The sequence below is a fragment of the Cupriavidus sp. FW305-27 genome (assembly GCF_058787995.1).
In genome coordinates, this window is the sequence record NZ_JBYTAG010000084.1 from 21,014 (window position 1) to 27,777 (window position 6,764).

General features: G+C 65.0%; 6 protein-coding genes, 1 pseudogene and 1 riboswitch. Of the genes and pseudogenes, 5 read left to right on the top strand and 2 right to left on the bottom strand.

Annotated elements, in window-relative coordinates; all coding sequences use genetic code 11:
- Window positions 1-35: 35 nt before the first annotated feature.
- Window positions 36-1,211, top strand: coding sequence for a fatty acid desaturase (locus AC3WRI_RS29305; protein ID WP_492294606.1), 1,176 nt, complete (start codon window positions 36-38; stop codon window positions 1,209-1,211).
- A gap of 61 nt (window positions 1,212-1,272) precedes the next feature.
- Window positions 1,273-1,420, top strand: a riboswitch (yybP-ykoY riboswitch).
- 114 nt (window positions 1,421-1,534) lie between these two features.
- Window positions 1,535-2,110 carry a TMEM165/GDT1 family protein gene (locus tag AC3WRI_RS29310; protein ID WP_010809169.1) on the top strand — a complete coding sequence of 192 codons (576 nt, stop codon included), beginning with the start codon at window positions 1,535-1,537 and terminating at the stop codon, window positions 2,108-2,110.
- A 162-nt stretch (window positions 2,111-2,272) separates the two neighbouring features.
- On the opposite strand, the gene AC3WRI_RS29315 is transcribed toward AC3WRI_RS29310, so the two are convergent.
- Both AC3WRI_RS29315 and uraH read right to left on the bottom strand, forming a co-directional pair.
- Window positions 2,273-3,481, bottom strand: coding sequence for a urate hydroxylase PuuD (locus AC3WRI_RS29315; protein WP_010809170.1), 1,209 nt, complete (start codon window positions 3,479-3,481; stop codon window positions 2,273-2,275).
- A gap of 31 nt (window positions 3,482-3,512) precedes the next feature.
- Window positions 3,513-3,866: a hydroxyisourate hydrolase gene (gene uraH, locus AC3WRI_RS29320; RefSeq protein WP_010809171.1), complete on the bottom strand. Its 354-nt coding sequence runs from the start codon at window positions 3,864-3,866 to the stop codon at window positions 3,513-3,515.
- Between the two features lie 297 nt (window positions 3,867-4,163).
- Between uraH and AC3WRI_RS29325 the strand changes: the two genes are divergently transcribed.
- From AC3WRI_RS29325 to AC3WRI_RS29335, 3 genes and pseudogenes are all read left to right on the top strand, one after another.
- Window positions 4,164-4,934: a GntR family transcriptional regulator gene (locus tag AC3WRI_RS29325; RefSeq protein ID WP_011614838.1), complete on the top strand. Its 771-nt coding sequence runs from the start codon at window positions 4,164-4,166 to the stop codon at window positions 4,932-4,934.
- Window positions 4,935-5,113: 179 nt separating this feature from the next.
- The gene (locus AC3WRI_RS29330) at window positions 5,114-6,520 is read left to right on the top strand and encodes a nucleobase:cation symporter-2 family protein (RefSeq protein ID WP_010809173.1); all 1,407 of its coding nucleotides are present in this window, start codon (window positions 5,114-5,116) and stop codon (window positions 6,518-6,520) included.
- Between the two features lie 125 nt (window positions 6,521-6,645).
- A pseudogene (locus AC3WRI_RS29335) lies at window positions 6,646-6,764 on the top strand (allantoinase); the annotation flags it as partial.

The following is a 6,764-nucleotide window of genomic DNA, read 5'->3' on the forward strand; positions in this document are numbered from 1 at the left end:
CCCTTACCCATCCGACCGCAATCAGAAGGTTCCGCATGACCGCTTCCCAATCCGCCGCTCACGCCCCTGAGCGCGCCAGTGGCCCGCATGACGTGCCCCATGCCGCGCGCAAGGGCGCGCCCAACCACGCCCCGCTGCCGGAGCCGATTGCGCCGGACGCCCCGCTGCCCTCGCGCAAGATCATCCGCGGCTGGCTGATCCCGCTGGGCCAGCGCAGCACGCCGCGCGCACTGCTGCTGTTCGCCTTCGACTACCTGTTGTTCGGCGCCGTGCTGGCCGGCGTGGTGCTGGCGCAGCACTGGGCCGCCAAGCTGGCGCTGGGCGTGCTGGCCGGGCTGATCATCGCGCGCCTGTTTATCATCGGCCACGATGCCTGCCACCAGAGCCTGACCCCGCGCCGCGGCCTGAACAAGTGGCTGGGCCGGCTCACCTTCCTGCCCTCGCTGACGCCGTACAGCCTGTGGGAAGTCGGCCACAACGTGGTGCACCATGGCTATACCAACCTGAAGGGCTTCGACTTCGTCTGGGCGCCCTACTCGCTGGAAGAATTCAACGCGCTGCCGCGCTGGCGCCGCGTGATGGAGCGCATCTACCGCACCGGCTTCGGCGCGGGCCTGTACTACCTGGTGGAAATCTGGTGGTGCAAGATGTTCTTCCCCAGCAAGCGCCAGATGGCTACGCGCCGCCCGATCTTCACCGGCGACTGTGTGCTGGTAGCCGCCTTCGGGCTGGCCTGGATCGGCGCGCTGGCAGGCCTGGCGCTGGCCACGGAGCAGTCGGTGTGGTTGCTGACCGGCGCGGGCTTTGTGCTGCCATTCCTGGTCTGGAACGTCACCGTCGGCTTCGTGCTGTATGTGCACCACACCCACACCAGCGTCGCCTGGTATGACACCAAGGCCATGTGGGCCAAGGCACAGCCCTTTGTCTCGACCACCGTGCACCTGCGCTTCCGGCACGGCATCGGCGCGGCGCTGCACCACATCATGGAACACACCGCGCACCACGTCGACATGAGCGTGCCGCTGTACCGCCTCAAGCGCGCCCAGGCACTGCTGGAGCACGCGCTGCCGGGCCGCATCATCATCGAGAACTTCTCCTGGCGCTGGTATTTCGATACCGCGCGCCGCTGCAAGCTCTATGACTTCAAGGCCCTGTGCTGGACCGATTTCCGCGGCCGCCAGACCAGCGACAACGCGCCTGTACCCGGCTGAGGGTGCAGGCCTTGTGGCGGGGGGAGGTGGGCGCCAGCCCCCCCCCCCCGCCGCTATAATTGCCGCTTCCATTGGGGAGTAGCCGCCCTGCTCTCACCGCGCCGCGCAATGCGGACTCCGGGGGACAGGGGCGTACGTCAACAGACTTGACCGCTTGCGGTTATGGCGTGCGCAGCTCCGGACCCGCCCGGCCGTACTGATACGGACCCGGCAGCGTCCAGCCTGGCGAGACCGATGACCATACCTTTCTGGCCGGGCCGGGAAAGGTGTGCGTCATTGGCATCTCGCGATGCATTGCGGCCCAGTTACCCCACAAGACCAATATGGAAGCCTTCCTCGTCTCCACAGGCATCGTCGCCCTCGCTGAAATGGGCGACAAGACGCAATTGCTGTCGCTGGTGCTGGCCGCGCGCTACCGCAAGCCCGTTCCCATCATCCTTGGCATCCTGATCGCCACGCTGTTCAACCACGGCTTTGCCGGTGCGCTCGGCGGCTGGATCACGCATGTGCTGGGCGAAAGCCTGCTGCGCTGGATCCTGGGCCTGGGCTTTATCGCAATGGCGGCATGGATGCTGATCCCCGACAAGCTCGACGACGCCGAACAAGCCAGGCCGGTCAAGGGCGCCCTTGGTATCCTCGGCACCACCATCGTGGCCTTCTTCTTTGCCGAGATGGGCGACAAGACCCAGATCGCCACCGTGGCGCTGGCCGCGCGCTTCAGCGATGCGGTGATTGCCGTGGTGGCCGGCACCACCTTCGGCATGATGGTCGCCAATGCGCCGGCGGTCCTGCTTGGCGACAAGTTTGCCAACAAGATGCCGATCGGACTGGTGCACAAGATCGCGGCGGGGATTTTCCTGGTGCTGGGGGTGCTGGCGTTGCTGAATATCGGCGGATAAGTCGCCGAAAAAAAACGGGGCACAAGGCCCCGTTCAAACCCTCGCCGGTCCGGTACTGACGGTTGCCAACTGCACAACCCTCCGGACCGTCGATCACCGATGCTCGGAATTCGCGGGCCGGCGGCACGCGCCGGCCCTGATGCCTTTCAGATCAGGCCACCCTCAGTTGGTGGTCTTGGCACCGCCTTCGAACCACTGGCCCAGCAGGGCGCGTTCGTCGTCGGTGATCTGCGTCACGTTGCCCAGCGGCATCGCCTTCTGCTGCACGGCCTGCTGGTAGATCAGCTGCGCGTGGGCCTTGATGTCTTCCGCGGTATCGAGCTTGATGCCCTTGGCTGCGGTCGGCATCATCTTCGGCTGCTCGGCGTGGCACTGCACGCAGCGTGCGTTCATCACTTCCTGCACCTTGGCAAAGCTGACGGCGGTGGCGGCTTCACCACCTTCTGCCTTGGCCACGGCCGGGCGCGGTTGCGGCGCGATCAGCACGGCGACCACGGCCAGCACGGCAACGCCGGCTGCGGGCCAGGCCACGTTGATCTTGCCCTTGTGCTTGAGGATGAAGAACTGGCGGATCAGCACACCGGCGAGCATGATCAGGATCAGCGCGGCCCAGTTGTACTTGTAGCTGTAGGTCATGCTGTAGTGGTTCGACAGCATCGCGAACAGCACCGGCAGCGTGAAGTACGTGTTGTGCACGCTGCGCTGCTTGGCGTTCTTGCCATGGACCGGATCGACCGGCTGGCCCGCGCGCAGCGCGGCAACCACCTTGCGCTGGCCCGGGATGATCCACACCAGCACGTTGGCGCTCATGATGGTGGCGATCATCGCACCGGTCAGCAGGAACGCCGCACGGCCCGAGAACAGGTGGCACGCCACGTAGGCAGCCACGGCCACGTAGATCGCCACCAGCACGCCCACGGTCTTGTCGCTCTTGCCGAACACGCGGCAGATCACGTCATAGACCACCCAGCCCGCGGCCAGGTAGGACAGCGCCAGGCCGACCGCCGCGCCGGGCGACATGTCGTAGACGTTCTTGTCGATCAGGAACGTGCTGGCGTTGAACAGGTACAGCACCACCAGCAGGCCGAAGCCGGTCATCCACGTGGAATACGACTCCCAGTAGAACCAGTGCAGGTTCTCAGGCAGCGTCTTGGGTGCGGTCAGGTATTTCTGCGGGTTGTAGAAACCGCCGCCGTGCACGGCCCACAGCTCGCCGCCGACACCCTTCTCCTGCAGGTCAGGATCGGTGGGACGGGTCAGGCTGTTGTCGAGCCAGACGAAATAGAACGAGGAGCCGATCCACGCGATCGCCGTGATGACGTGCACCCAGCGCAGCAGCAGATTGGCCCAGTCGAGAATGTAGCCTTCCATGTCTTGTCTCCTGTTTCCCTATGCCACCGCTTCAGCTGCCGCGGTAGGTCGAGTACGACCAGGGCGAGACCAGGAGGGGCACGTGGTAGTGCGCGTTGACATCGGCAATGCCGAAGCGCAGGGGCACCACGTCCAGGAAAGCCGGCTCGGGCAGCTGCGTGCCTTGCGCGCGGAAGTAGTCGCCCGCGGCGAATTCCAGCTCGTACACGCCAACGGCGAAGTCCGCACCTTCCAGCAGCGGCTGGTCGCAACGGCCGTCGTGGTTCGTCACGACTGTCTTCAGGGTTTCGCGGCGATTGTCGACAATTTTATGAAGAGTAACCGACATGCCCTTGCCGGGCGTGCCGGCAGCGGTGTCGAGTACGTGTGTGGTCAAGCGTCCCATCGTGTTTTTCCTTAGGCGATTGGGTTGTGAGGGGCGCCGCTGCCTTCACTAGCACCATTTGTTGGAATGGTGCCCGCTCGGTACGTCTGGTAACGCATCCCGGCGCTGGGTGGTGCGTGGCGACAATGCGCCTGCACTACCCGGTTGGCAATTCAGGGATTTCCCTGAGTTGTCGAAAACCTGAGTCAGTTTTGTTGACAATATTGAGGCAGTAACCAAATAATTGTCAACAATTTTTGGATCACCGCTGCCTGATGCTCAGGATTTGCGGTGCCCCGCCTGACTGCTGGTGCCACGATGTCCAAGAGCCTGAAGCTGATTGCCGCCAACGCCGAAACCAAGGCCGACGCCGAGCCGACCGAAATCCAGGCGGGCAAGCCCGCCAGGCCCGCACGCAAGGGCTCGGTCGAAGAGCGCATGTATCACGAGATCTACGACGCGATCATGGAGCACCGGCTGCCGCCGCGCACCAAGCTGACCGAGCATTCCCTTTGCGAGATCTATGCCACCGCGCGACACACGGTGCGCAAGGTGCTGTCGCACCTGGCCGCCGACGGCATGGTCGACCTCGAACCCAACCGCGGCGCCTTTATCGCCAGCCCCTCCACCGACGAAGCGCACGACATGTTCGAGCTGCGCCAGATGCTGGAACGCGCGGTGCTGGAAAAGCTTGCCGGCATGCCCGACGTCAAGGCCGTGATCGCGCCGCTGCGCCAGATGGTGGCCAGCGAGCGCCAGGCCTTCCTCACGCATGACCGGCCCAAATGGATCCGCCTGTCCGCCGAGTTCCATACGGCGCTGGCGGAACTGTCGGGCAATGCGCTGCTGGTCAACATGATGCGCCGGCTGGTGTCGCGCACCACGCTGATGATCGCCAGCGTGGAAGCCCCGGGCAACAACGCCTGCTCGTTCGATGAACACGAAGAGATCCTCGACGCACTCGAACAGGGCAATGCCGCGCTGGCCCAGTCGCGCATGGCGCACCACCTTGGCGCCTGCGCCGACCGCGTGCAGCCGGACGAGCCGGGCAACTTCGATCTTCGCAGCGTGCTAGGCCGCTCCACCTAGCACGGTGTTCCCGCCCCTGCCCCCAACTACAAGGCCAGACCTGATCGGCAAACAGCACCCGGCTCACCGACGAGAGTGCTGAGACGACAGGCAGATAACGGTCCGGAGACCCTCCGGGATCCAGGACCGGGGCCATGGCAGTGGTGTTCCCATCAAACCAAAGGAGAGGAGACGCACCCATGAATTCCGCAAGCACCACGGTCCCGACGGACCTCACCAACGAGCGTTTGCCTTCCGGGCGCCTGCTCGCGCTCGGGTTGCAGCACGTTCTGGTGATGTACGCCGGCACGGTTGCCGTGCCCCTGATCGTTGGTGGCGCGCTCAAGCTGCCCAAGGACCAGCTGGCGTTCCTGATCAACGCCGACCTGTTCGCCGCGGGCCTGGCCACGCTGATCCAGGCCTTTGGTTTCTGGAAGTTCGGCATCCGCCTGCCGGTGATGATGGGCGTGACTTTCGCCTCGGTGGCGCCGATGATCGCCATCGGCACCGATCCCAATGTCGGCCTGCTCGGCATCTATGGCGCGGTGATCGCATCGGGGATATTCGGCATCCTGATCGCGCCGATGATGGGGCGCATGCTGGGACTGTTCCCGCCGGTGGTGACCGGCACGGTGATCACGCTGATCGGCGTGTCGCTGATGCGCGTGGGCATCAACTGGGCGGCCGGCGGCCAGCCCACCACCCGTGCCGTGATCGACGGCGTGGTCAAGGAGGTGCCCAACCTCGCCTACGGCGACCTGGCCAACCTCGGCATTGCCGGCCTGACGCTGCTGATCATCCTGCTGCTGACCAAGTACGGCCGTGGCCTGGTGGCCAACTGCGCAGTGCTGCTGGGCATCATCGCCGGCACGCTGGTGGCGATGGCGATGGGCAAGGTGTCCTTCGAAGGCCTGGATGAAGCCAGCTTCGTTGCCGTCATCACGCCGCTGCACTTCGGCATGCCGACCTTCGAAGTGACCGCCATCCTGTCGATGTGCATCGTCATGCTGATTACGCTGGTGGAGTCCACCGGCATGTTCCTGGCGCTGTCCGACATCACCGGCAAGAAGCTGAGCAACGAGGACCTGACCCGCGGCCTGCGCGCTGACGGCCTGGGCACCGTGATCGGCGGCATCTTCAACACCTTCCCGTATACCTCGTTCTCGCAGAACGTGGGCCTGGTGACGGTGACCGGCGTGCGCTCGCGCTACGTGGCGGCTGCCGGCGGCATCATCCTGATCGCCTTCGGCCTGTTCCCCAAGATGGCCCACGTGGTGGCCTCGGTGCCGCAGTTCGTGCTGGGCGGCGCCGGCATCGTGATGTTCGGCATGGTGGCCGCCACCGGCATCCGCATCCTGGGTTCGTGCGATTTCAACCGCAACCGCCACAACCTGTTCATCGTCGCCATCTCGATCGGCGCCGGCATGATCCCGACGCTGGCACCGACCTTCTTCCAGTACCTGCCGAAGTGGACCGGGCCGTTCACCCACAGCGGCATCGTGCTGGGCACGATCGTGGCCGTGGCGCTGAACCTGTTCTACAACGGCATCCAGTCGCGCGAGGAGGCCATGCGCAACGCCGCCGCCAACTCGCACGGCACCGAGTAACTGAAGCAACGGTATCGAAGTATCCGGCACCGCCGCCGGCACGACTGGCACGTTCATTGCGTGATGGTCGGCGCTTGCGGGCGGCGCGGCGGTGCCGGGCGTTTTCCTGAAGCAAGCAAAGACACATGACAAAAGATAACTATCCACGCGATCTCATCGGATATGGTGCCCGGCCGCCGCACGCCCGCTGGCCGGGCGGTGCGCGCGTTGCGCTGCAGTTCGTCCTCAACTACGAAGAAGGCGG

Bases quoted from the DNA above. Each gene is read 5' to 3' on its own strand.
- AC3WRI_RS29310 (WP_010809169.1), top strand. From the start codon at position 1,535: ATGGAAGCCTTCCTCGTCTCCACAGGCATCGTCGCCCTCGCTGAAATG.
- AC3WRI_RS29330 (WP_010809173.1), top strand. From the start codon at position 5,114: ATGAATTCCGCAAGCACCACGGTCCCGACGGACCTCACCAACGAGCGT.
- AC3WRI_RS29305 (WP_492294606.1), top strand. From the start codon at position 36: ATGACCGCTTCCCAATCCGCCGCTCACGCCCCTGAGCGCGCCAGTGGC.
- AC3WRI_RS29325 (WP_011614838.1), top strand. From the start codon at position 4,164: ATGTCCAAGAGCCTGAAGCTGATTGCCGCCAACGCCGAAACCAAGGCC.
- AC3WRI_RS29315 (WP_010809170.1), bottom strand. From the start codon at position 3,481: ATGGAAGGCTACATTCTCGACTGGGCCAATCTGCTGCTGCGCTGGGTG.
- uraH (WP_010809171.1), bottom strand. From the start codon at position 3,866: ATGGGACGCTTGACCACACACGTACTCGACACCGCTGCCGGCACGCCC.